The organism is Pedobacter sp. WC2423, from assembly GCF_040822065.1.
GTDB lineage: Bacteria > Bacteroidota > Bacteroidia > Sphingobacteriales > Sphingobacteriaceae > Pedobacter.
The window spans coordinates 2,538,362-2,564,790 of record NZ_CP162005.1 but is presented as its reverse complement, the minus strand read 5'-3'; the positions used below and the strand labels follow the sequence as shown (position 1 = coordinate 2,564,790).

Annotated in this window: 19 protein-coding genes; 13 read left to right on the top strand and 6 right to left on the bottom strand. The window is 40.8% G+C overall.

The window, feature by feature from the left end:
* Positions 1-7: 7 nt before the first annotated feature.
* From kdpA to AB3G38_RS10235, 7 genes are all read left to right on the top strand, one after another.
* Positions 8-1,726: a potassium-transporting ATPase subunit KdpA gene (gene kdpA / locus AB3G38_RS10265; protein ID WP_367868391.1), complete on the top strand. Its 1,719-nt coding sequence runs from the start codon at positions 8-10 to the stop codon at positions 1,724-1,726.
* A gap of 6 nt (positions 1,727-1,732) precedes the next feature.
* A complete protein-coding gene (gene kdpB / locus AB3G38_RS10260) occupies positions 1,733-3,763 on the top strand; it encodes a potassium-transporting ATPase subunit KdpB (protein WP_367868390.1) in 2,031 nt (676 codons plus the stop codon).
* 96 nt (positions 3,764-3,859) lie between these two features.
* Positions 3,860-4,426 (top strand): K(+)-transporting ATPase subunit C, encoded by a 567-nt coding sequence (locus AB3G38_RS10255; RefSeq protein ID WP_367868389.1) that lies wholly within the window; start codon positions 3,860-3,862, stop codon positions 4,424-4,426.
* A 116-nt stretch (positions 4,427-4,542) separates the two neighbouring features.
* Positions 4,543-5,613, top strand: a complete 1,071-nt coding sequence (locus tag AB3G38_RS10250; protein WP_367868388.1) for a porin — start codon at positions 4,543-4,545, stop codon at positions 5,611-5,613.
* A gap of 75 nt (positions 5,614-5,688) precedes the next feature.
* The gene (locus AB3G38_RS10245; RefSeq protein WP_367868387.1) at positions 5,689-5,967 is read left to right on the top strand and encodes a hypothetical protein; all 279 of its coding nucleotides are present in this window, start codon (positions 5,689-5,691) and stop codon (positions 5,965-5,967) included.
* A gap of 10 nt (positions 5,968-5,977) precedes the next feature.
* Positions 5,978-7,108 carry a sensor protein KdpD gene (locus AB3G38_RS10240; protein WP_367868760.1) on the top strand — a complete coding sequence of 377 codons (1,131 nt, stop codon included), beginning with the start codon at positions 5,978-5,980 and terminating at the stop codon, positions 7,106-7,108.
* Positions 7,109-7,374: 266 nt separating this feature from the next.
* Complete coding sequence (locus tag AB3G38_RS10235; RefSeq protein WP_367868386.1) at positions 7,375-9,114, top strand: ATP-binding protein; 1,740 nt, start codon at positions 7,375-7,377, stop codon at positions 9,112-9,114.
* Between the two features lie 8 nt (positions 9,115-9,122).
* On the opposite strand, the gene hutG is transcribed toward AB3G38_RS10235, so the two are convergent.
* The 5 genes from hutG to AB3G38_RS10210 are packed head-to-tail and all read right to left on the bottom strand — an operon-like array spanning position 9,123 to position 15,060.
* A complete protein-coding gene (hutG, locus tag AB3G38_RS10230) occupies positions 9,123-10,106 on the bottom strand; it encodes a formimidoylglutamase (protein ID WP_367868385.1) in 984 nt (327 codons plus the stop codon).
* Positions 10,103-11,329 carry an imidazolonepropionase gene (hutI, locus tag AB3G38_RS10225; RefSeq protein ID WP_367868384.1) on the bottom strand — a complete coding sequence of 409 codons (1,227 nt, stop codon included), beginning with the start codon at positions 11,327-11,329 and terminating at the stop codon, positions 10,103-10,105. Before hutI ends, hutG begins: the two co-directional genes overlap by 4 nt.
* Before the next feature lie 15 nt (positions 11,330-11,344).
* A complete protein-coding gene (gene hutU / locus AB3G38_RS10220) occupies positions 11,345-13,018 on the bottom strand; it encodes a urocanate hydratase (protein ID WP_367868383.1) in 1,674 nt (557 codons plus the stop codon).
* Complete coding sequence (hutH, locus tag AB3G38_RS10215) at positions 12,996-14,558, bottom strand: histidine ammonia-lyase (RefSeq protein WP_367868382.1); 1,563 nt, start codon at positions 14,556-14,558, stop codon at positions 12,996-12,998. Before hutH ends, hutU begins: the two co-directional genes overlap by 23 nt.
* Positions 14,551-15,060, bottom strand: a complete 510-nt coding sequence (locus tag AB3G38_RS10210) for a MarR family winged helix-turn-helix transcriptional regulator (RefSeq protein ID WP_367868381.1) — start codon at positions 15,058-15,060, stop codon at positions 14,551-14,553. Before AB3G38_RS10210 ends, hutH begins: the two co-directional genes overlap by 8 nt.
* Positions 15,061-15,656: 596 nt before the next feature.
* Between AB3G38_RS10210 and AB3G38_RS10205 the strand changes: the two genes are divergently transcribed.
* The 5 genes from AB3G38_RS10205 (at position 15,657) to AB3G38_RS10185 (ending at position 23,708) form a co-directional block, all read left to right on the top strand.
* The gene (locus tag AB3G38_RS10205) at positions 15,657-17,612 is read left to right on the top strand and encodes an LTA synthase family protein (protein ID WP_367868380.1); all 1,956 of its coding nucleotides are present in this window, start codon (positions 15,657-15,659) and stop codon (positions 17,610-17,612) included.
* A gap of 63 nt (positions 17,613-17,675) precedes the next feature.
* Entirely contained in the window at positions 17,676-18,458 is a 783-nt protein-coding gene (locus AB3G38_RS10200; protein ID WP_367868379.1) for a phosphatase PAP2 family protein, read from the top strand.
* Positions 18,445-19,695 (top strand): TolC family protein, encoded by a 1,251-nt coding sequence (locus AB3G38_RS10195; protein ID WP_367868378.1) that lies wholly within the window; start codon positions 18,445-18,447, stop codon positions 19,693-19,695. The genes AB3G38_RS10200 and AB3G38_RS10195 overlap by 14 nt, the downstream gene beginning before the upstream one ends.
* A gap of 66 nt (positions 19,696-19,761) precedes the next feature.
* Complete coding sequence (locus AB3G38_RS10190; RefSeq protein ID WP_367868377.1) at positions 19,762-20,691, top strand: efflux RND transporter periplasmic adaptor subunit; 930 nt, start codon at positions 19,762-19,764, stop codon at positions 20,689-20,691.
* The gene (locus AB3G38_RS10185) at positions 20,688-23,708 is read left to right on the top strand and encodes an efflux RND transporter permease subunit (RefSeq protein WP_367868376.1); all 3,021 of its coding nucleotides are present in this window, start codon (positions 20,688-20,690) and stop codon (positions 23,706-23,708) included. The genes AB3G38_RS10190 and AB3G38_RS10185 overlap by 4 nt, the downstream gene beginning before the upstream one ends.
* 87 nt (positions 23,709-23,795) lie before the next feature.
* On the opposite strand, the gene AB3G38_RS10180 is transcribed toward AB3G38_RS10185, so the two are convergent.
* Positions 23,796-24,605 carry a sterol desaturase family protein gene (locus tag AB3G38_RS10180; protein WP_367868375.1) on the bottom strand — a complete coding sequence of 270 codons (810 nt, stop codon included), beginning with the start codon at positions 24,603-24,605 and terminating at the stop codon, positions 23,796-23,798.
* Between the two features lie 199 nt (positions 24,606-24,804).
* On the opposite strand from AB3G38_RS10180, the gene AB3G38_RS10175 reads away from it, so the two are divergent.
* A complete protein-coding gene (locus tag AB3G38_RS10175) occupies positions 24,805-26,412 on the top strand; it encodes a Na+/H+ antiporter (RefSeq protein ID WP_367868374.1) in 1,608 nt (535 codons plus the stop codon).
* Positions 26,413-26,429 lie beyond the last annotated feature (17 nt).

Here is a 26,429-nt window from a genome sequence, read left to right as displayed (position 1 = left end):
GAACGCTATGAACACTGAATTATTTGGAATCTACGCTACCTACCTGCTTACCCTGGTTATAGCTATTCCTTTAGGTAAATACCTCGCAAAGGTATTTGCTGGTGAAAAAGTCTGGACTGACTTCTTAAAACCTATTGAATCTGGTATCTACAAACTTTCCGGAATTAACCCTAACGAGCAAATGAATTGGAAACAGCACATGAAAGCGCTGATGACCATCAACCTGGTGTGGTTAGTTTATGGATTCTTCGTTTTAATGAATCAGGATAAGCTGCCACTTAATCCCGACGGTAACCCAGGAATGTCTCCTGATCTTGCCTTTAACTCAATTATCAGTTTCGTTGTAAACTGTAACCTTCAACATTATTCAGGAGAAAGCGGTGTAACCTATCTTACACAACACTTTGTGATGATGTTTCTTCAATTTGTGAGTGCCGCAACCGGTATCGCAGCTGCTGTAGTCTTCTTTAAAGCCTTCAGAGATAAAACCTCTACTAATCTGGGTAACTTCTGGGAATTCTTTGTGAAATCAATCACCAGGTTACTATTACCTCTTTCCCTGATCATGGCTGTTATCCTTGCCTTTTCAGGTACAACAAGCAGTTACGAAGGAAAAGATAAATTCATCTCATTACAGGGCGATACTGTAAACGTATCAAGAGGCCCCGCAGCTGCATTTGTAGCTATTAAACATCTGGGAACAAACGGTGGTGGCTGGTTTGGTACAAACTCTGCACACCCTTTAGAAAATCCATCTTATTTCACTAACTCGGTAGAACTGATTGCACAGGTGATCATTCCTATAGCGATGGTGATTGCTTTCGGTATTTTTATCAAACGCAGAAGACTATCCTGGATGATATTCGGTGTAATGACCATAGGTATGTTATTACTACTGATTCCAACCGTAAGCAGTGAGCTTGGAGGAAATCCTGCAATTGCGAAAATGGGTGTTTCGCAGCTTACCGGTGCAATGGAAGGTAAAGAAGTGCGATTCGGGCCGGCAATTAGTGGTTACTGGAGTACCGTTACCACGATTATCTCTACAGGATCAGTAAACAGTATGCACGACAGTTCAATGCCACTAACAGGCTTATGGCAATTATTAGGGATGATGATCAACTCCTTTTACGGGGGCTGTGGAGTAGGGGTGCTCAATTACTTTATCTATCTCATTATCGCTGTATTCATCTCTGGTTTAATGGTAGGCCGGACACCAGAATTCCTTGGGCATAAAGTAGAAGCAAGAGAAATTAAGATTGCAGCATTAATCACCCTGTTAAGTCCTTTCCTGATTCTTGCAGGTACAGCACTATCAAGTTTTATCATCGTCAATCATGCCGATGCAGCATGGGCAGTACAACCAAAAGCATGGTTAAATAACCCAAGCTTCCACGGTTTCTCAGAGATGTTATACGAAATGACTTCTTCCAATGCAAACAACGGTTCTGGCTTTGAAGGCTTAGGCGACAATAATGTGTTCTGGAATGTATCTACAGGATTTTTATTATTCCTGGGCAGGTTCTTACCAATTATTGGCCCTATTGCTATTGCCGGATTACTGGGCGCTAAAAAATATATCCCGGAATCTGCTGGTACTTTAAAAGCAGAAACACTGACTTTCAGTCTGATGACTTTTGCGGTGATTGTTGTTTTAAATGCCCTTTCCTATTTCCCTGCCCTGACTTTAGGCCCGCTGGCAGAATATTTTACCCTGATTAAATAGATTATCATGAAGTCTTCTAATAAATTATTTGAACCTGCATTGGTTCAAACTGCCCTTAAACAATCCTTTATAAAACTTGATCCAAGGGTGATGGTGCGTAACCCGGTGATGTTTACTGTTGAAGTAGGAACACTGGTGATGGCATACGTTACGGTTTATTCTTTCAGCCACGCCGGACAAGGATCACCACTATATAACTTCTTTATTTTCTTAATTCTGTTCCTGACCGTCCTGTTTGCCAATTTCGCTGAAGCCATTGCTGAAGCCAGAGGTAAAGCTCAGGCAGACAGTTTAAGAAAAACCAGAGAAGAAACACCAGCTAAAGTAGTTCTGGCAGACGGAACTATTGAAATGCGTTCATCCAGTCAATTAAAAAAAGGTGATGTTTTTTTCTGTGAAACCGGAGATACAATCCCAACAGACGGAGAAATCATTCAAGGTATAGCTACCATCGATGAGTCAGCTATTACCGGAGAATCTGCGCCGGTAATCAGAGAATCCGGAGGTGATAAATCGTCCGTAACAGGAGGTACTAAGGTCCTGTCGGATGAAATTAAAGTGATGGTGAGTACTGAACCAGGAGAAAGCTTTCTGGATAAAATGATTGCCCTTGTAGAAGGAGCATCCCGTCAGAAAACACCAAATGAAATTGCTTTAACAATCCTTTTAGCAAGTTTTACCTTAGTATTTGTGATTGTCTGTGTAACCTTGAAACCTTTCGCAGACTACGCAAACACACCCATTACAATTGCCGCATTAATCTCTCTGTTCGTTTGTCTGATCCCTACCACAATTGGTGGTCTGTTATCAGCCATCGGGATTGCGGGAATGGATCGTGCCTTACGTGCAAACGTAATTACTAAATCAGGTAAAGCAGTGGAGACTGCAGGAGATATTGACGTACTGTTATTAGATAAAACAGGAACGATCACTATCGGTAACCGTAAAGCGACCAACTTTTACCCTACAGCAGCAGTGGATGTTAAATTGTTTACCAATGCCTGCGTACTGAGTTCATTAGCAGATGAAACCCCGGAAGGTAAGTCGATTATCGAGCTGGCCAATACACAAAATAATTTTGCATTGCCAACTACCCCGGAAGGCGCAGTATTTATCAAGTTTACTGCCGAAACCAGGTCCAGCGGTATTGATACCCCAGATGGAAGACGTATCCGTAAAGGTGCTTTTGACTCTATCCGTAATATCGTTCAGAAAGCAGGAAATATTTTTCCTCAGGATATCGAAGACGAAGTTAAAAAGATCGCTTCCAATGGAGGGACCCCGCTTGTAGTTTCAGAGAACGAGAAAGCACTGGGTGTAATTGAATTACAAGATATTATCAAACCAGGGATCAGCGAACGTTTCGACCGTCTGCGTAAGATGGGTGTAAAAACAGTGATGGTAACCGGAGATAACCCGTTGACGGCTAAATTTATTGCAGAAAAAGCAGGCGTAGATGACTTTATTGCTGAAGCAAAACCTGAGGATAAAATGAACTATATCAAAGACGAGCAGGCCTTAGGCAAGCTGGTTGCAATGATGGGTGATGGTACAAACGATGCTCCGGCTTTAGCGCAGGCAGACGTTGGTGTAGCCATGAACAGTGGAACACAAGCTGCAAAAGAGGCTGGAAATATGGTCGATCTAGACAATGACCCAACCAAACTGATTGAGATCGTAGAGATCGGTAAACAGCTTTTGATTACTCGTGGTACACTGACAACTTTCTCTATTGCCAATGACGTCGCTAAATATTTCGCTATTGTTCCAGCCTTGTTTATTGGTTCTATACCAGCCTTACAAGCCTTGAATATTATGGGTTTACATTCCCCTGAAAGTGCAATTATGTCGGCTGTTATTTTCAATGCGATTATCATCCCGATTCTGATTCCGCTTGCCTTAAGAGGTGTGGCTTATAAACCAATAGGAGCGAGTGCCTTGTTGCGCAGGAACCTGTTGATTTACGGTCTGGGTGGAGTTATAGCCCCTTTTATAGGCATTAAATTAATTGATATACTAGTTGGATTATTCGTTTAAAAAATTAAAATCATGAAACCTGCATGAGCTTGTTACTCTAAAATAATTGACAAAGCTCATGCAAGCTTCATAACCGTTAAAAAACAATATAAACTCATGAAAAAGTACATCTTACAATCTATACGTCTTACTGCAGTTTTATTAGTACTGCTATGCATCATATATCCTTTAATGGTTGCCTTTGCCGGAAGTTTCTCTAAAGGAGGCGGCGGCGGTGAAAAGATCACTCAAAATGGTAAAGTAGTAGGTTATGCACTGATCGGACAATCCTTCACTAAACCTCAGTATTTCTGGGGCAGACCATCTTCAGTTGGTTATAAAGCAGACGGATCCGGTGGATCGAATAAAGGCCCGTCCAACCCGGACTACTTAAAAGAAGTAAACAGCAGAATAGATTCTCTGCTTAAATACCACCCTTATCTGAAACGCAGCGATATTCCTGCCGATATGGTTACTGCTTCAGGTAGCGGATTAGACCCTGATATTTCTGTAGAAGGCGCAACTATCCAAATTAAAAGAGTAGCGATGAACAGAAAAATAAGTGAACAGGCCGTATCAGAACTGGTTAAAAAAACGGCTAATGGCCCATTGCTAGGCTTATTTGGCCCAAGTACAGTCAATGTACTGGAACTGAATGTTGCGTTGGATAACCTTAAAAAATAAAAGGAGCCTGTTTAAACTCTACGACCCTAACCAGGAAAAAATGAATTTGAACAGGCTCTTCAATACGCAGATCAGGAAGAAAAACACCTTACCATTTAACAATAATATAAGATACAATGAACAAATTTTTGATGACAGCTGCCACTGTTTGTATGGGTTTGGTTGCAAGCGCACAAGAAGAACCTAAAGTTAAAATTTCGGGTTATGCCGAAGTATATTATGGACACGATTTTAACAGACCGGCCAATAACAACAGACCTGGTTTTATATATGCACACAATAGAAGTAATGAAGTGAATCTGAATCTGGGTTATATTAAAGCGGCCTATGACTCCGGAAAAATCAGGGCTAACCTGGCTATTATGGCCGGAACCTATGCCAATGCGAACCTGGCGGCTGAATCTGGGGTGTCAAAAAATATCCTGGAAGCAAACGTTGGCTTTAAAATATCCAATAAAGCCAACCTATGGGTAGACGCAGGTGTATTCTCGTCCCATATTGGTTTTGAAAGTGCCATATCAAAAGACTGCTGGGTATTGACCAGGAATATTTCTTCAGAAAATACCCCTTACTTTGAATCCGGAGCGAAAGTTACCTACAGCACCGATGACAACAAATTTACAGCTTCAGCCCTCTACCTAAACGGCTGGCAGCGTATCGCACGTCAGGATGGAAACAGACAACCAGCCGGAGGCCTGCAACTCACCTGGAAACCAACCGATAAAATCACTGTAAATTATAGTAACTATCTTGGAACCGAAGGTGCTGACTCCGTAAGAGTAACCCGTTTCTACCATAATGTTTACGGTGTATTCCAGCTCGCTGATGCCTTTGGGGTAACCGTAGGATTTGATTATGCTACACAGCAGAAATCCAAAACCGATCATAGTAAAAACGAAGTATTATCCCCGGTGGTTATTGCCCGTTACACCATCAACCCTAAATGGGCAATGGCAGGAAGATTTGAATACTACCAGGATAAAAACGGTGTCCTGATTGCCACTGATACCCCTAATGGATTTAAAACCAAAGGCTATTCCTTAAACATTGACTATGCACCAATATCAAATGCGGTGGTCAGGCTAGAAGGTAAAGTATATGACAGCAAAGACAAAATATTTAAAAGAGATATAAGTGCTGTAAACTATAATGCAGCAGTTACTGCAAGTGTTGCTGTTTCTTTTTAAACCCTATAAAGTCACTTATTTAAAATAAATGGCCGGGGATAAAATCTCCGGCTTTAAAAACTAAAAGCTATAAACATGGAAACATTTTTAGAATTTTTATTTACCGCTTCAATCACTGTTTTTGCAGGATTTTTGTGTTTAAAATACGGGCCAAAAACAAGAAGAAAAGCAAGGATTGCCCGGCTGAAAAAAGGGCAGGAAGTCAGGCTTAAAAATCAGGATCAAACGATGGCAACTCAAACAATTTACCGGAATTATTCCGCTAAATTTATATTGATTTTATTCATAGGCATTACATTCATTACCGGTGTATCCTATCTGGTTGATATAGGATATGTGATTATTACATGGTAAACCGATTATAATTGTGGAAGATAATAAAGAACAATCAGTACGTCAATTCCTTGACCTGGTAAAGAAATCCCGCCGGGGTAAGTTCAAGGTATATATTGGTATGAGTGCGGGAGTTGGAAAAACCTACCGGATGCTGCAAGAAGCGCACGCTCTGCTCAAAAATGGAATTGACATACAAATCGGTTATATTGAAACCCATAACAGAGAAGAAACGCACGCCCTTTTAGCAGGAATTCCATTAATTCCCAGGCGTAAACTATTTTACAAAGGCAAGGAAATTGAAGAAATGGACGTGCAGGCTATCCTGAGCAGGAATCCCGAAGTAGTTATCGTAGATGAACTGGCGCACTCCAATATAGAAGGAAGCAAAAACACAAAACGCTGGCAGGACGTCATGGATATCCTTGAATCAGGCATTAGTGTAATCTCGGCTGTGAATATCCAGCACCTGGAAAGCATGAACGAGGAGATTGAGAAAATCACTGGAATCCCTATCACAGAGCGTATCCCGGATAGAGTGCTGGATATTGCAGATGAGATCGTGAACATTGACCTGACCGCTGATGAACTCATAGACCGGCTTAAATCCGGTAAAATATATGACAAAACAAAAATAGAAAGAGCCTTGGGGAACTTCTTTCAATCCGAACGAATCCTTCAGCTCAGAGAACTGGCGCTGCGGGAAGTAGCCCATCACGTAGAAAGAAAGATCAGTATAGAAATCCCTAAACAAATCAAGCTCAGACCAGAGCGTTTCATGGCCTGTATCTCCACCAATAACGTGACCGCTAAGATTGTTATCCGTAAAACAGCCAGGCTGGCTTCCTATTACAGATCTCCCTGGACCGTACTCTATGTGCAGAATAATAATGAAAGTAGTGACCGGATTAAACTAGATTTGCAAAGGCATCTGATCAATAACTTTAAGCTCGCCACAGAACTTGGCGCAGAAGTAATCAAAGTGAAAAGTGATGAAATCACCAAAACCATTATGAGAATTGCCCAGGAAAAAGAAATCACGACCATCTGTATCGGGAAACCTCATCTGAACCTCTTTCAGGTGATCATGAGAACTGCCGTATTCAACGAATTACTGCGGAACATTTCATCAACAGAAACAGATCTCGTTATTCTATCTTAAGCAATCCAACTAGTGAACGATTAAGCAATCCAATTAGTGAACCAGTAAGCAATCCAACAAATAAACCAATAAAAAAATGAAATTGTATGTCACTTTGCAACAGATAAACCTAACCGGTTATCCCAAAAAATATAGATGGTGCTAATGTGAAGAGCATTGTTTTTCTTTGCCCTTTTCGGGCCTAAGTAAACGTAGCTCGAACATAGCACTACCTATATTTTTGCGAAGCCAGGCAAACCCCCTTAGAACTTTCAACAAGTAATACAATGAAAATAAAAACCAAACTCCGCCTCGGATTCGGATTCCTGTTTGTAGTCGTACTCCTATTCGGTTCCATCTCACTCTATTACATGAACCAGATCTCGGTTAGTGCAAAAGTGATTCTGAAAGACAACTACGAAACCCTGAGTTACACCAGAGAAATGCGTTCCATCCTTGACCAGAACGACCTTCCCCTCACACCCGGACTACAGAAGAAATTTGCAAAACAACTATCCCTCGAATCAAAAAACGTGACCGAGAACGGAGAAGGAGAGGCCGTAGCAACCCTCAAAAAATCATTCCACGAACTCACCAACCCTGCACAGCAAAAAACAGCACTCGCAAAGATCAGATCTCAACTCACGATTATCGACAAACTTAACATGGACGGTATCGTCAGAAAAAACTATGTCGCTCAAAAATCCGTTGAAAAAGCCAGCCTGTACCTCATTACAGCCGCCAGTTTCTGTTTCCTCGTTCTATTCTCTTTTATTGTCAACTTCCCCGGATTTGTCGCTAACCCGCTTAGAGAATTCTCCGAAGCCATACAAGAAATCGGGCGTAAAAACTATAAACAAAGACTCGTATTTGACGGCACAGATGAATTTTCAGAACTTGCCAGCTCATTCAATGAAATGGTTGAACAACTCAATAAATGGGAAAACAGTAACCTTGCAAAAATTCAATCAGAAAAGCTGCGTATCGAAGCCATCATTGAACAAATGCAAGACGCCATTATCGGGCTCAACGAAAAACAGGAAATTCTTTTCATGAATAAAGTTGCCGCACAAATCCTGAACCTTGATGAAAACAAAGTAAACGGATCCAACGTCAAAGACCTGATGAAAAAAAACGATCTTTTAGCCAGGATCATGAATAACCAAAAAAACGATCAGCCCATAAAAATCTACGCAGACCAGAAAGAATCCTACTTCCAGCTCCAGAAAAGAGAAATTATCGTACCCATATTTGAAGACCAGGATTCACCAGTTCTGCAAACCGGTAAAACCGCAGGAACCGTATACATCCTCAATAACATTACCCAATTTAAAGAACTCGACGAGGCTAAAACCAACTTTATCGCTACCGTGTCCCACGAACTTAAAACCCCTATATCCTCCATAAAAATGAGTTTAAAACTTCTGGATGACGAAAGGATCGGGCTGATGAACACAGAACAAAAACAACTCATAGCACACATCAAAGACGACTGTAGCCGTTTACTGAAAATCACCAGTGAACTCCTTGATCTCGCACAAGTAGAAACAGGCAACCTGCAATTAAACTTTGTCAAAGCCGCCCCGCTGGAAATCGTCAACTATGCCCTGAACGCAGTCCGCTTTCAAGCCGGACAAAAAAACATTCAACTCGAACTTATCAGTAAAGAAAACCTTCCCGTTGTAAACGCAGACGTAGAGAAAACAGCCTGGGTACTCATTAACTTTCTCTCTAACGCCTTGCGGTACAGCTCAGAAAAATCAAAAGTTCAAATAGAAATACAAGAGAAAAAACAAGGAATAGAATTCTCTGTACGGGATTTCGGAAAAGGAATAGACGAACAATACCAAAAACGGCTCTTTGACCGCTACTTCCAGGTACCCACAGACGGAAACAATAAATCAGGCTCAGGATTAGGACTTGCAATTTCCAAAGACTTTATCGAAGCCGAAAACGGTAAAATATGGGTAGAAAGTGAAATAGGAGAAGGAAGCCGCTTCTGCTTCTTCCTTCCCGTTGCTGAATAATCTTTTGGTTAGGTGATCATACTAAAGGCCAGCGCAGCAGCTAACTTAGCCGTGCGCTGGTCTTGATCAAAAACCGGATTACACTCTGCAATATCCATACTGATCACCTTGCCACCAGCCATAACAGACTTTAAACAACTAAAGAAAAACGCATCAGGAATAAGACCACTAAAAGCGGCCGCACTTACCCCCGGAGCAAACGAAGAGGAAAATACATCCATACAAATTGTCAGGTAAATATGCGATGAACCTGCAATAAACTCCTCCAGTTGGTGCTTAATCACTTCCTGATTAGCAGCCATAAAACCCTCCGCATGGATATGCTTTACACCCAACCCCGCAGCCGTATCAAACAAATGCTTCGTATTGCTGTTCAGCTGAATTCCAACAGGCAGATAGCTGAAAGGTTTCCCTGACGCCTTACAATCCTCTGCAATCTGAAAAAATCCAGTGCCAGAGTTTGTACCATGCTCATTAGGTTCGCGTAAATCAAAATGTGCATCAAAATTGATAATCCCAAGGCTATCAGGCTTCTTCAAATAATCATTAATACCGGTATAATGACCATAAGCAACCTCATGACCACCACCAATAACCAAAGGCCGGTAACCATTCGCTAAAGCAAAGCTAACCACCTCAGAAAGCGAACGTTGCGCACCTTCCATATCCTGGCCCATACAAACCACATCTCCCAAATCAAGAAACACAGCATCCTCATCAAAATGAACAGGTAAATTGCAACAAGCCTTGCGGAAATGAGCAGGGCCATCCTTAGCGCCAACTCTGCCACCATTACGTCTCACCCCTTCATCACAAGAAAAACCAATTAAGGCAATTCCTTTTTGACCGGGTGATAGCAATGGGATAACCCCATGCAGAAGATCAACCAGAATCACCCGCTGATGCCAGCGCTGAACAGCCAGATCAGTTCCGTCATTACGACCAGTCCACGTTTCAGCCGATGTTTTTTGATAAAATAAAGAGTCTATCATATTCTTATTCCTTTTTTCCAGACGATGCCCGGTTTAATTTTTCCCTGATGGTATAAAATCTCTCTGTAATCAGCACAAGGATAAGCCTGCATATCAGCCAGCATTCCTTCAGCCAGCCTACCACGATCCATCAGGCTCAACGCTTTTGCCGCTCTGAAAGTCAGTCCTGCGAATACCTCAGCCGTACTCAGTTTCTCCGCAGCACTCATCACCGCAGCCTGCATCAGTAAATCTCCCATAGGCGCAGACCCTGGATTCCAGTCACTTGCAATAGCCAGACAAGCGCCAGCATCCAGTAACTTCCGGGCAGGCGCATACTGCATCCCTAAGCCCAGAGAAGCACCAGGAAGTACAACCGCTACCGTCTCCGAACCCTCCAATAGCGCAGCTTCCCTTTCCGTACTCGCTTCCAGATGATCTGCCGAAACAGCGCCAACCTCAATAGCCACTTCCAGTCCACTGGTTGTAAACTGATCAGCATGTACTGTAATTTCAAAACCCAATTCTTTTGCAGCCAGTAAATAAGAAACCGAAACCTGGGGGTCAAAAGCACTCTCTTCGATGAAAATATCTACCCGGTTTGCCAGATCCTCCGCCTTCACCAACGGTAATAAATCTGCCAGTACATGATCCAGATACTCCACCTGTGAACCCTCAAAATCTTTCGGTAAAAGATGTGCTGCCAAACAAGTAGGAATCAAATCGGCAACAGTGGTTAAAGCAACCTCTTTAATCGCTCTCAGCATTTTCAGCTCATTGCTTATATCCAGTCCATAACCACTCTTAATCTCGATTGTCGTTACCCCATCAGTTAAATGCCGCTGTACTCTTTGCTTCAAAAGCTCCACCAGCTTTGACAACGCTGCTGCGCGTGTCTGCGTTACAGAATCCCAGATACCACCGCCGCTTTTCGCAATTTCAAGGTAAGTTTTTCCCTGAATACGAAGACTATAATCCTTTGCCCTGCTTCCTGCAAAACAGATATGCGTATGACAGTCAATAAAACCAGGAAGCAAAACTTGTTCCCCTTCAATTTTTTCTAACGACAGCGCTGCATTTGCAAGGCGTAAGTCTTCAAAATCACCAGTAGCCACGATCTTCCCATCCTCCACAATAATACCGCCACCACGGATTATCTCAAGCTGGTCGTCATTTATAGCACCATTCAGCGCCAAACCCGACAAGGTCAGGATCTCGCTGAATGGTCCGATTAGTTTCTTCATCTCAAATGTGTTAAACTATCCTATTTTTAAACCGAACTTTTCAGCCCATATTTCTGCCTGCTCATAACCCGCATCCGCATGACGGAAGATACCCATAGCCGGATCATTATATAACACACGGCTGATGCAGCTCGCTGCACGCTCAGTTCCGTCTGCCAGAACAACCATTCCCGCATGCTGAGAATAACCCATTCCCACACCACCACCATGATGGAAAGAAACCCAGGTTGCACCACCCGAAGTATTAGCCATCAAGTTTAATAACGGCCAGTCAGAAACTGCATCAGAACCATCTTTCATAGATTCAGTTTCACGGTTAGGAGAAGCTACAGAACCACAATCCAAATGATCACGGCCAATCACGATCGGCCCTTTAACTTTGCCGCTTGCTACCAGCTCATTGAAAATCAGACCCGCTTTTTCGCGTTCGCCCATACCTAACCAGCAAATACGTGCCGGTAAACCCTGGAAACTAATTTTATCCTGAGCTTTTTGCAGCCAGTTAATTAAATGCGTATTTTCTGGAAATGCTTCCATTAGCGCACGATCCGTTACATAGATATCTTCAGGATCACCAGATAAAGCAACCCATCTGAACGGGCCTTTACCTTCACAGAATAACGGTCTGATATAAGCAGGCGTAAAACCGGGAAAGTTAAACGCATCTTTTTCTCCACCTTGTTTAGCAAACTCTCTTAAGTTATTTCCATAATCAAAAGTAACTGCTCCCAGTTTTTGCAATTCAAGCATGAAAGCCACATGGCGGGCCATACTTTTCAATGATAATGCCTTGTACTTTTCAGGATCACTTTTTCTTAAAGCAAGCGCCTCAGGTAAAGATAAACCGTTAGGAACATAACCATTCAAAGGATCATGTGCAGAAGTCTGGTCAGTCAGGATATCAGGAACTAAGCCATCAGCAGTTAAACGCTCCAGTAAATCTCCCGCATCCATGACGATTCCGATAGAAATAGCCGCACCAGTTGCTTTAGCTTCATTTACCCAGTTAATCGCTTCTTCATAAGAATGTGTAATCCGGTCAATATACTGCGTATCTACACGCTTTTGAATTCTTGTTTCGTCTACATCAGCACCTAAAAAAATAGCACCAGCCATCGTTGCTGCTAAAGGTTGCGCGCCACCCATACCACCAATACCAGCACTCACAATCAGTTTACCTGTCAGATCATGACCGAAATGCTGACGGCCACACTCTACAAATGTCTCGTAAGTACCCTGTAAAATACCCTGCGTACCAATATAAATCCAGCTACCCGCTGTCATCTGGCCGTACATCATTAATCCTTTGCTGCGCAATTCATTGAAATGCTCCCAATTTGCCCATGCAGGTACTAAATTACTATTCGCAATTAAAACACGTGGTGCCTGAGGATGGCTTCTGATGATACCGACTGGTTTACCCGATTGTACCAATAGAGAATGATGTTCATCCAGTTCCAAAAGAATCTCAATGATTTTACGTAAAGATTCCGGGTTACGTGCAGCCTGGCCAATACCGCCATAAACTACTAATTCTTCCGGGTTTTCTGCAACCTCTCCATCCAGGTTATTCAGCAGCATGCGCAATACAGACTCTGTCTGCCAGCTTTTAGCATGCAGTTGCATCCCTCTTGGTGCTTTATAAAACGGATGTTTGGCGTAGGTGTTAATAAATTCTGAAGTCGTCATCGTTGAATAGGTTAATATGGTTAGCAATGGCAGTTTCATTAGCAGTCTGCAATAATGAACCGTTAGTTATCAAATGATGTAATTGATTAATATCGTCCGCAAAAAGACGGTCTTCTTTGATATAAGGAACATGGTTTCTGATTAAATTGTGGCAGGCCTCGATTACTGGTGTTGATTTCAACGGCCGTCTGAATTCTATAGCTTGTGCAGCATATAAAAGTTCAATCGCCTGGATAAATTCCAGGTTATCAATTACCATATGCAGCTTTCTTCCACTGATAGAACCCATAGAAACATGGTCTTCCTGTCCCAGAGAAGTAGGGACGCTATCCGCACTTGCCGGAAAGCATAAAGTTTTGTTCTCGGTTACCAATGCTGCTGTGGTATACTGAGGGATCATTAAACCAGAGTTTAAACCAGCATCGGCAATCAGTAATTTTGGTAAATCATATTTGCCTTCATTCATCAGGTAACAACGGCGATCTGCAATATTTCCTAATTCTGCTGCGGCAACCGTTGCATAATCAAGCACCATCGCTAAAGGCTGTCCGTGGAAATTTCCACCACTGATCGTATCTTCTGCACTAAAAATAACCGGATTATCAGTCACTGAGTTCAGCTCAATTTCCGTTAATTCTTTTAAATGTAACCAGGCATTACGCGAAGCGCCATGTACCTGTGGCATACAGCGGATAGAATAAGGATCCTGTACGCGGCTGCAATTGATATGTGAGGTTCCGATTGCTGAACCTTCCAGGATTGCAGATAAGCGGTGGGCAACCAGTTTAGTGCCTTTATAAGGTCTTAAATTATGTAAACGTTCATCAAACGGACGGGTAGAACCAGTCAGGCCTTCTAAAGACATTGCTCCGCTTAAATCGGCCAGATCCAATGCATCGTTTAAACGCTGAACCGCTTTAACAGCGAAAGCAAGTATAAACTGCGTTCCGTTAATCAGGGCCAGGCCTTCTTTCGGGCCTAATACGATTGGTTTCAAATCATATTGTTCCAGCATTTTTGCAGCGGAAACTTTTTCTCCATGGATAAACACTTCACCTAAACCAATTAAAGGCAGGAACAGGTGAGATAGGGGAGCCAGGTCACCAGAAGCACCTACCGAACCTTTTTCAGGAACAAAAGGAATAATATCATTGTCAATATGCCAGATAATACGTGCTAATGTTTGTGGCGCAATGCCAGAAAACCCCTTAGCTAAAGCCTGAACTTTAGTAATCATCATAATTTTGGCAATTTCCAGAGGAATTGGCTTACCTACACCAACACTATGACTTTTAAGGATATTGCTTTGTAAAAGCGAAGTGTCTTTTTCTGATATATGGGTATCACATAATGGGCCGAATCCTGTATTCACGCCATATACTGGTTTTTGGCTACGAACAATTTTTTGTACTTCTTCCCAGGAAGATTGAATATTTGCTGCTGCTTCAGGACTAATCCGGCCTTTGGTCTGACCTGCTGCAATAGCCAAGCAAATTCCACTGGTCAGGTGGTCAGTTCCATAAAAAAATGAGTTATGCATTGGATGTAGATTTAACAGGGTGATGTATTTTATGTTGAATATTTTTAACGATATCGATGGATTTAAAGGTAGTTTCCAGCTTAGTCAGCGTAGCTAATATCGCGCTGCCTTCCTCGCTTGCTCCTGCTACTTCTTCCATGGTTGCAGTGATGGCATCCCAAACAGGAATGATCCGCTCTAAAAGTGCTTTGCCTTCTTCGCTCAAAGTCACTAATTGTTTACGGGCATCTTCAGCGCTGGTTGTGCTGATGACTAAACCTTTATTTTTAAGATTGGTCACCAGTTGACTGGCTGCGGGATGAGAGACTTCAATCTGTTCACATAGTTCCTGAATGGTTAATGTTTTGTTTTCAGAGAGTAAGTAGAATACAGGGAACCAGGTGGTTTCAAAGACGATGCCTTCTGCCTTGTATGATTTATTGATTTCTGAAAGAAAGAGTTCACTCAACCGTTTCAACCGGCTGCCTAACACTAAATATCCTAATGACTGATAGTAATTCATACTCAAATATATAAGTAATTATATAAGTACTTATATAATTAAGCGAAAATAATTGTAAATACTATGATATACAATTGTTTAGCTATATATGAGCAGTACTTGATAAATGGTTAAGCTCTACTTTGATAAAAGATAAAGCGCATTTTAAACGTGTCTTTGGTTGTGTTGTGCTTCAAACCCGTATGAAACTGCAAGAGAACCCAAGCAGTAACCCTGTTATTTTACTGTTGTTCATATAAACAAATAGAATCTTAAAGGGAAAGCAGAGGTCGTATATGCGAACAAAGAGATGGTGAAGATGGTTGCTTTGTTTCTCTCCGGCTAAATTTTATCATTTTTAAATGCCTTCTGGCTGATAAAAATCATAGATTAAATTTTAAGAAAATCTGGAGCAGATATTAAAGGAATATTAAGGAAAAACAAGATATAGTAATTATTACTTTGTGATAGTCAATTGTTTATCTATCCTGTTAAATTTTTGCTTTCCTGACAGATACTCAGGAATTTTTTCGGAAATCCTTCTTTTTATATTTATTATGTTTAGTTTTTTTTACAACTATTTAATGATAGGTTTGGGAGCTCTTATCAAATAATATATGGTCCAATTAATATTTAAAGGCAGGTACAGTGTTCTGTTTTCCTTTTTTGCTGTTTTTTTATTCAGCTCTTTTTTAATCCGGACAGGTCTGCTGGCCGTTTCATCTGGTAAGACAGATTTTTCCATACTATCTATTATTCAATTATATTTTACAGGCTTTTTCTATGACTTTGGGGTAGCCCTTTTCCTGGTTACACTTTTCAGTATATACCTGTTATTTTTACCTCAGAAGTGGGTAAACACCCTTACTAATAAAATCATTACTTATGGCTGGTTGTTCCTGATCCTGTTGATTTCCTTTTTCTCTTTCTTTGCAGAACTTACCTTCTGGCAGGAATTTGAAAGCCGTTTTAACTTTATCGCGGTCGATTACCTGATTTATACCTACGAAGTTGTAAACAATATCAATGAATCCTATCCATTACCACTTTTGATAGGAGGTGTGCTGTTATTGGTACTACTGGTGATGTTTCTGTTTGCGAAAAGAAAAGTTTTTACCCATGCTTTTCAATCCAGTACTCCGTTCCGCACCCGGTTAATGATTTCTGGTTCCTTATTAATCCTGACCATACTTTATCCTTTATTTGTTCGCAATTCATTCGCTGAAAGAGGAACTAACCGTTATCAGAATGAGTTATCTAAGGCCGGGATTTATTCTTTTTTTGCTGCTTTTAAGAACAATGAACTGGATTATAACGATTTCTATACTTTATTACCTAAAAATGAGGCTTTCAAGGTAATCAGAAATGAATTAAAAGAGTCGAACAGTACTTTTGTGACCAGCGGAAACTCTATCAAAAGAGAGATCAATAATACGGGAACTACCTATAAACCCAATGTAATCATGATTACGGTGGAAAGTCTGAGTGCTGATTTTATGGAACACTTTGGCAATACGCAGAAGCTGATGCCGGTACTTGATTCTCTGGCAACCACTAATTTGCTGTTTACCAATATGTATGCTACCGGAACCAGAACCGTGAGAGGGATGGAAGCCTTAACTTTAGCCAGCCCGCCTACACCAGGAAGCAGTGTAGTGAGAAGACAAGGGAATGAAAAACTAACTACGGTCGGACATATTTTTGAAAAGGCCGGGTATAGCAGAGCCTTCTTTTATGGTGGCGATGGCTACTTTGATAATATGAATGAATATTTTGGCAGCAATGGATTTGATATTATAGACAGAGGAAGAAATATTAAACTGGATGATGCTTATGAAACCAAAAGAACAATTATTCAGGACGATCAGGTTCATTTTGAAAATGCCTGGGGAATAAGTGATGAAGACTTATTTGCTGCGGTTACCCGTGGTGCTGATGCAGAATTTAAACAGGGTAAACCATTTTATAATTTTGTGATGACGACTTCTAATCACCGTCCATTCACTTTTCCGGAAGGTAAGATTAAGTATACCTCGGGAAGTGGAAGAGAAGGAGCAGTACGCTATACGGATTATGCAATCGGTGAATTCCTGAAGAATATAAGCAACAAACCATGGTATAAAAATACAGTCATTATTATAGTTGCTGACCATTGTGCAAGCAGTGCAGGCAGAAATGAGATTGATATTAATAAATACCATATCCCATGTGTCATTCTCAATTTGCCAAAAAAGGGCAGCCAGGTAATTGATAAAATGTGTTCTCAAATTGATATCTATCCTACATTATTCAGTTTGCTGGGCTGGAAATATGAGAGTAATTTATATGGAAAGAATCTTTTTGATCCCACTTATCAGCCCCGCGCAGTTCTGGGTACTTATCAAAAGCTGGCTTACCTGAAACAGGATAGCCTGGTGATTCTTGGCCCGCAGCAAAAAATGGAAACCTTCCTGTATAACAAGGCAAAGAATGAACAGGTTCCTGCTAAATTATCAAAAAGAGTAACCGATCAGGCAATTGCGAACTATCAGACTGCTTACGATTTATTCAAAAGCGGAGGAATGCACCAATAATTATAAATTTCCTCCAGTATTTATCTATCTTAACTTAACAGTTCAGTTTAAAAGGAGTTTTTTATGAAATTTTTCAGTTTTATCTTCGTGATATGTTTACCCGGAATGGTATTTGCGCAGCAGGTGGATACCCTCAGTAAAGATTCAGTTCAGCTCACACCCAAAGAATCGGTGATGAAGATGCGTGGATTGAATCCTCCTCAAATTAAATCCTTTATTATCCCGGCGGTACTGATTAGTTATGGCCTGATATCTTTAGGAAATAATGCCATCAGAAGACTGGATTACAGTACCAGGGCAGAGTTACAAGAAGACCACCCGACTTTTGCCCTGCATGCTGATAATTTTCTTCAGTTTGCTCCCGGAGCTGCTTTTTACGCGCTGAACCTCGCTGGTGTGAAGAGTAAACATGGAGTCGCAGATGGTACAGCAATTTATATACTGGCCGAAGCGATTATGAGTGGCTCAACTTTTAGTGTGAAACACCTGGTTGGTCGTCTGCGTCCGGATGGAGAGGATAACTACTCTTTTCCTTCAGGTCATACTGCAAATGCTTTTGCAGCGGCCGAATTTTTGAATCAGGAATACAGAGATGTTTCTCCATGGATTGGCTACGCAGGTTACACGGTAGCTACAGCAACCGGAGTTTTAAGAATGTATAACAATAAACACTGGGTAAGCGATGTGGTTGCCGGAGCAGGATTTGGTATTGCTTCCACTAAGCTGGCTTATTTGATTTACCCGCATCTTAAAAAGTTGGTTGTTGGAAAACAGGCTATGAAATATTCTTTAGTACCGATGTATCAGCAAAAAGCAGCAGGACTTTCATTCAATGGCACGTTTTAAGATCTATATATCAATTCTGGTGATGATCGGATTTGGATTGTGTTCAGTCAGGGCACAGCAGCCAGTTAGAAATCTTGATTATTTTTATCAGGAGGCAGTTAAACGCAGTCCGTTATTAAAAGACTATCAAAGCCAGTTGCAAAGCAGCAAAATTGATAGTATGCGTGTTAAAGCGGGTTATCTTCCACAAGTTTCAGCATTGGCCAATGGACTATATGCACCAGTAGTTAATGGATATGGTTTTGATGAGGTGCTGACCAATGGAAAAGCGCTGGAAGCCGTACTGAATGTTAATTATAACCTGGCGAGCAAAAAGAATATCAATAATCAATTGGAAGGTATCCATTTACAAGCAGATTCTATTCGGTTTGCTACTGGTCTTTCTGTGCTGGATTTACAAAAAGCAGTTACAGATCAGTATATCACCACTTTTGCCAGTCAACAGCAAGCCGCATTTAATCAGGAAGTTGATCAACTGTTGCATGAAGAAGAAATCGTTTTAAAGAAACTGACTCGCGCAAATGTTTATAAGCAGGTAGATTACCTGACTTTTCTGGTTACTTTTCAGCAGCAGCAATTACAAGGGAAACAGGCAGAACTACAATTGAAAAACGATTATTCTACACTGAACTATTTAACGGGTATTGCTGATACGACAACGCACGAATTAGCGGAACCTGCAATTGAACCTGTCCTGCTCAATACTGAAACTGGTTTTTTTTATCAAAAATTCGGAATTGACAGTTTAAAACTGGTCAATCAGAAAAAAGCAGTTGACTTTAATTATAAACCTAAAGCCAGTGTATATGCAAATGGCGGATACAACTCTTCTTTTGCCTATCAGCCTTACCGGAATTTTGGTGCGAGTGCAGGTTTCACGGTTGCAGTTCCGATTTTTGACGGACATCAGCGGAAAATGCAATATGATAAACTCTCGATTGCTCAACGGACTATAAATGTATATAAAGAGTTCTTCCAAAATCAGCATACCCAGCAGCTCAATTTACTCCGGCAACAGATTGCCGATCAAAATGGATTATATCAGCAAGTTTCTGAACAGATCAGATTTACTAAAAGCCTGATCCAGGTAGATAGCAGGTTATTGCAAACCGGAGATATCAGAATTGCTGATTTTGTGATTGCAATTAATAACTACCTGGCTGCGCAAAATCTAAAGAGACAGACCAATATTATAAGGTTAAAGCTATTTAATCAACTGAATTATTGGAATAGATAACCATAGTATATACTCAAATAGATAATCAGGCAACTCTTGAAAGTGGAAAAGCTTAAAAATATAAAAATGAAACAGTTTACAGTTAACGCCTTATTGCTTTTGCTACTTAGTGCAACACTGGTTTGCTGTCAGCAAGCTTCTAAACCGGAGGCAGAAGAAACTCCGGTTCCTGAAACTCCGGTACAGGTGACCACCGTAAATAATGAGACATTGAGTGAAAATGTCGTCTTAAATGCGACTTCTGCTTATCTGGAAAAAAGTTTTGTCAAAGCGAATACAAACGGCTATTTGCAAAGTTCAACCTTACAGGCAGGTGCTGCAGTGCGCAGCAACCAGGTTTTATTTAAACTGATCACCAAAGAGGCACGTGCCATAGGTAATTCGATTAACCAGCTGGACCCCGGTTTTAAATTCTCAGGAATTTCAATTATTCGCGCTGAGAAAAGCGGTTATGTGATCCTGGTTAATCATCAAAAAGGAGATTATGTACAGGATGGTGAGGCATTAGCGACGATCATCAATCAATCAAGCCTGGTCTTTTTACTGGATTTACCTTATGAAATGCGCAGTGTTATTCTTCAAAATAAAACATTGGAGTTAACACTTCCCGATGGGGAAAAGTTAAAAGGATCAATTACTTCGTCCTTACCTGCTGTTGATTCTTTAGCACAGACACAGCGTATGATTATTAAAGTGAATGCTGCACATCCGATTCCAGAAAACCTGATTGCCAGGGTAAAAGTAGTTAAATCTGAGGCTGCTCATGTACAGGTATTACCTAAATCGGCCGTATTGACTAATGAAACTGAAGATGAGTTTTGGGTAATGAAGCTGATTAATGATTCTACAGCAGTGAAAACAGTAGTGAAAAAAGGAATGGAAGATGGAAAGTCGATTCAGATTTTGTCACCAGTTTTTGGGGCGAAAGATCGTTTAATCACCATAGGGAATTACGGGTTGGCGGATACGGCAAAGGTTAAAATCACGCATGAATGAAGAACTTTTTTATTTCTCATAAAAATCCGCTGCTGGTCGTATTGATCCTGATATTAACGGGTGGGTTATTCTCTTATCAACGGTTAAAAACTTCTTTGTTTCCGGAAATTACCTTTCCGAAGATAAAGATTATTGCCGATGCAGAATTGCAACCTGTAGATCAGATGATGATTACGGCAACACGACCTTTGGAAAATGCAGTGAAGCAAGTGCCGGATCTTCATGTAGTCAGAAGTACAACAAGCAGAGGAAGCTGTGAGATTTCGGCCTATATGAACTGGAATGCTGATATTGATTTAAGTCAGCAGCGGATTGAGTCTCAAATCGGGAAGATTAGAAATAGCCTGCCTCCGGGTGTAAATATTTCAGTGGAGAAAATGAACCCTTCGATTCTTCCGGTGAGCGGATATACTTTAGAGAGTCATACAGAATCGCCGGTAGCTTTAAAAAAATTAGCTGTTTATACGATCAAACCATTTTTATCGCAGGTTGACGGCGTATCGGAAATCAGGGTAATTGGTGGTAAGGATAAGGAATACTGGATTCAGCTGGACAGGCAAAAGATGAGTACTTTGTCCATTAGTCCGGATCTGCTGAATACGGTTTTAACACAGACAAATTTTATCAAGTCTAATGGTTACTTATCAGATTATAACTATCTGTATTTATCAATTACCGATGCAACTATCAAAACAAAAACCGATCTGGAAAACCTGATTGTCAGTAAAAAAAATAACCGGATAGTCAGGGTTAAAGATATTAGTGAGGTCAAAATACAAGAAGGCGTTGCTTATACCAGGATCAATGCAAATGGTAAAGATGCAATACTGGTTGCAGTGATTAAACAGCCAAATGCAAATCTGGTTGAGCTGTCTGCGCAGCTACAGGAAAAGATCGTGGAGCTTAGAAAAATATTACCAAAAGGAGTAACGATCAAGCCTTATTATCAACAGGCTGATTTTGTAGAAGCATCGGTTAAAAGTGTCAGTGATAGTCTATTGATCGGACTGGTTTTAGCAATTGTTGTGGCCATTATTTTCTTACGTTCTGTAAAAGCGAGTGCAACAATACTGATTACGATCCCAATTACGCTGTGTTTAACTGTGATGGTGCTTTATGGGATTGGATATTCCTTGAATATTATGACTTTAGGTGCTATTGCTGCGGCTATAGGATTGATTATAGACGATGCGATTGTGGTGGTAGAACAGATTCACCGGACGCATGAGGAATACCCGGAAGAGCCTACCGTTAATTTGCTTAAAAAGGCAATAGATTACTTATTTCCGGCGATGCTGGGATCTTCTGTGAGTACAATCGTAATCTTCGTTCCGTTTATTTTAATGACGGGAGTTGCTGGCTCTTATTTTCAGGTGATGACCAATACGATGATTATCACATTAGTATGCTCGTTTTTTGTAACCTGGATAGGTTTACCGGTGGTGTATTTACTGTTAACGAAGGATACTGCTTCCAATTCAGTGAAATCGGCCGTGCATCAGGTACATCAGCAAAACTGGGTTTATTATTTTATAAAAAGGCCCTGGATCAGTTATGTTTCTATGGTGGTTTTAGCGGTCATTATTTTTTTAATTCTGCCGCGGTTGGAAACTGGATTTCTGCCAGAAATGGATGAAGGTAGTGTCGTTGCCGATTATACTTCTCCTGCGGGAACTTCACTGGTAGAAACAGACCGGATGTTAAAAGAGGTAGAAAAATTGATTGTTAAAATACCAGAGGTACAAACTTACTCCCGCAGAACGGGGACTCAAATGGGGTTCTTTATCACTGAACCTAATACTGGTGATTACCTGATCCAGCTAAAAGCAGACCGAAAAAGAAGTACAGAGGAAGTGATTAGTGAGATCAGATCGAAGATACATGCTTCTCAACCTGCATTAGTGGTCGATTTTGGGCAGGTCATAGGAGATATGCTGGGTGATTTAATGAGTTCTACTCAACCTGTTGAAGTGAAAATATTTGGTAACGATCAGGATAAGTTAAAGGCTTTATCAAAGCAGGTTGCAGCAATGATGGGTAAGGTTACCGGAACTGCGGATGTGTTTAATGGGATCGTTATCGCTGGTCCGTCTGTTAATATCCAGCCCGATTTTGCCCTGCTGGCACAATATGGGATTACGCCCGGTGATTTTCAGTTTCAGGTTCAAAATGCATTACAGGGGAATATTATTGGGAATGTATATGAGCAGCAGCAGCTTACACCGATCAGGATGATTTATCCGGGGAGTAAACAATTCGGAGTGGCTGATATCAGTAAATTGCAGTTGTTTTTGCCGGGTGGCGGATTAGTTCCTATTCAACATCTATCGAGGGTAGTTATCAAAGCCGGCGATGCAGAAATTAAAAGAGAAAATTTACAGTCCATTGGTGTGGTCACTGCAAGGCTGGAATCCAGAGATCTGGGGAGTGTAATGGCCGATATTCAAAAAGAAATTGGTGCAAAGATTAATCTGCCTGCGGGTTATCACATTGAATATGGCGGAGCTTATGCGGAACAGCAGCAGTCATTTAAAGAGTTGCTTACTATTCTGGTAGCTTCAAGTTTACTCGTATTTAGTGTGATCCTGTTTCTCTTTAAGGATTTTAAAATTGCTTTTCTTATTCTGATTATATCCTTATTGGGGATTTCAGGAAGTTACCTGGCTTTATATTTAACGCATACGCCTTTAAATGTAGGGAGTTATACGGGGTTGATTATGATTGTAGGGATTATCGGGGAGAACGCGATCTTTACTTTCCTGCAATTTAAAGAATCTTTAAAGGATAAAACTGTAGAGGAAGCTATTGTTTATTCTATATCAACGCGGTTAAGACCCAAGTTAATGACTGCACTGGGCGCAATCATTGCGTTAATGCCGCTGGCTTTAGGAATAGGAGCAGGGGCGCAGATGCATCAGCCGCTGGCAATCGCAGTGATTGGTGGTTTTATTATCGCATTGCCATTATTGCTGATTGTTTTACCGAGTATGGTAAGAAGGTTTTACGAGGATAAATAAGCAAAAAGATCTGTATTTATTAATAATAAGTTATTTAAAGTTGTTTAGAATTATTTATATTATAATAGAGAAAATATCTGGCCGTTTCTATTTATTCTTCCTGAAAAATGGAAATTTGATCAATTGAAGAAAGTCAGCAGGAGAATGTCCATGATAAATGTCCAGTCCAAATTTGATCTCGCTGGATTTCATTTCCATATAAGTACCGAATAATCTGTCCCAGATACTGAATACATCGCCATAATTGCAATCTGTATAGGGCAACTCAAAGTGATGATGTACGTGGTGAAGGTTGGGGGTGATAAATAATAAGCCACATATCTTTTCTGTTTTAGCAGGTAATTGCAAATAGGTATGTGCAATTAAATTTGCAAAGGTTTGTACGGTTTGTCTTAGTAACAGCAGTCCGATAGAAGCTCCGGCGAAAAATACCCAGATCACCTGAAAACATACTCTGACAAAAGTTTCACCGGGATGCTCCCTTACCGTAGTAGAGACATCCATTTCTATATCGGTGTGGTGAACTAGGTGGAAATTCCAGAGCGGACCTGCTTTATGCATAATCACATGATAAACGTATTCAAAAAAGTCCATTAAAAAGAAGCCGGCAACATATTTTACCCAGGCACTTTGACTATGTGGCAGCAAGTATAAAATTCCCCAGTGATGCAGGGAGACCCAGCCTGAAACAAAGATTACCAGAACAGTCATAGCGAGCTGAATTGGAAGGGCAGTCAGGATAAACATCAGGTTAATCGAAGTATGCTGCCATTTTTCTTTTAGAGAATGTAAGGCAATTCTGAATTCTGCAAGCCAGATAGAAACGATAACTACAAGATATAAAATGATTTGTATAAGGGTTCCATGATCATTTAGCATGGATGATATCGTATTCATTTTGTGTTGGTTATGAATTTTAAATTTAATATAAACAAGAGTAGGAATTAATACTACAGCAAAATTAAAGGTATCACATGTTTATTTACCACCACATTAAAAGGTGATTAAAATCGATTCATCCACATTTTGTGATTATCCTGATTTATCGTTAATTTGTGACATTTGACATCTCCCTTATGATTGGCATTTCCTGTTTATGTTTCACGCACAACTTTTAATTGTACTTACCCTGCTTTTTGCGGTTTTTATCCTCACTATGCTGGGGCAAAAACTCCATATTTCTTATCCTGTTTTTTTAGTGCTGGCTGGTTTAGGAATAAGTTTTATCCCTGCGATGCCCATTATAGCAATAGAGCCTGAGATGATCTTTTTGCTGTTTCTTCCACCATTGCTTTACGAAGCAGCCTGGTATACCTCCTGGAACGATTTCTGGAAATGGAGAAGGGCTATTGGAATGCTTGCATTTGGCCTGGTTTTTTTAACTTCTACTATTGTGGCCTTCGTTTCTACAGTGATGATTCCAGGTTTTACTTTGGCTATGGGCTTTTTACTGGGCGGGATTATTTCACCGCCTGATGCGGTTGCTGCAAACTCAGTCCTGAAAAATGTGAAAATTCCTAAGCGGCTGACAGCGACTTTAGAAGGGGAAAGCCTCATCAATGATGCTTCCAGTTTAATTGTTTTTCGTTTTGCATTAGCTGCAGTATTGTCTGGTTACTTTTCTATGGGACAGGCTGTTGGTCAGTTTTTTTTAGTGGCAGGCATGGGGATCGTCTTTGGTTTGGCAGTTGCACATATTATGTATGTAGTACATCGTTTTTTACCGACCACGCCCAGTATAGATGCTGCGCTGACCTTGATTACGCCCTATATCATGTACATCGCTGCAGAAGAATTTCACTTTTCGGGCGTAATGGCAGTAGTTAGCGGAGGATTATTTCTGTCTTACCGTTCGCATGAACTATTTACCACAGGCAATTCACGTTTGCAAACCATAGGCGTATGGGCCACTTTAATCTTTATTTTAAATGGTCTGGTCTTTATCCTGATTGGTTTGGAACTTCCGGTGATTATGGCTGATATGGGCGGTTATTCTATTGTGGAAGCGATTAAATATGGTGTAGTGATCAGTTTAATTACGATTGTAGTCAGAATTATATACGTGATGTCTCTTGCTTATGTGCCTAAATGGGTTGGAAGCACGAAAAGAATAGATCATTATAACCCAACCTGGAAAGCACCGCTAATTGTAGGTTGGGCAGGAATGAGAGGTGTGGTTTCTTTAGCTTCTGCACTGGCTATTCCGTTGCTATTGACTAATGGAGAGGCTTTTCCGCACCGCAGCCTGATCCTGTTCATTACTTTTGTGGTTATCCTGATTACTTTGGTTTTCCAGGGACTCACTCTTCCATTAATTATTAAATGGGTTAAAATGAAGGACACTGGTGATTATCTGCCGGATGAAGAGCAGCAGGCAGGGATCAGTCTACGGTTAATGAATATAGCAGTTAAAGAGCTGGATGAAAAATATGCAGATGATATACGGGTTAATCCATTTGTAAGCTGTTTAAGAGATCAGCTGCAAAATGATAAGACCATTATGGAGCAGCGTTTAGCGTCTTTGGAGTGTAATGATATGAAAAGAGAAGAAGTGGAACACTATAACCGGATTTTGTTGCATATCTATAAATTACAGCGTCAGGAGCTGCATGTGTTACGGACAGAAAATTTTTACAGTGATGAGGAGATTCGTAAACAGGAAAGCCAGCTTGACCTGGACGAAGCCAAATTGAGAAGTGAATAAGAATAGCTTTTAAATAG